This window comes from Mammaliicoccus sp. C-M13, from assembly GCF_022386845.1.
GTDB lineage: Bacteria > Bacillota > Bacilli > Staphylococcales > Staphylococcaceae > Mammaliicoccus > Mammaliicoccus lentus.
Map to the genome: position 1 here is coordinate 1 of NZ_JAJNHQ010000048.1, position 201 is coordinate 201.

1 rRNA gene is annotated in these 201 nt (G+C 52.2%); it reads left to right on the forward strand.

The features are described 5' to 3' along the window. Positions 1 to 201: ribosomal RNA gene (locus LQ615_RS13425) — 16S ribosomal RNA — on the forward strand; the annotation flags it as partial.

The window sequence follows — 201 nt, forward strand, 5'->3', positions numbered from 1 at the left end:
AAGGAATTGACGGGGACCCGCACAAGCGGTGGAGCATGTGGTTTAATTCGAAGCAACGCGAAGAACCTTACCAAATCTTGACATCCTTTGACCGCTCTAGAGATAGAGTTTTCCCCTTCGGGGGACAAAGTGACAGGTGGTGCATGGTTGTCGTCAGCTCGTGTCGTGAGATGTTGGGTTAAGTCCCGCAACGAGCGCAAC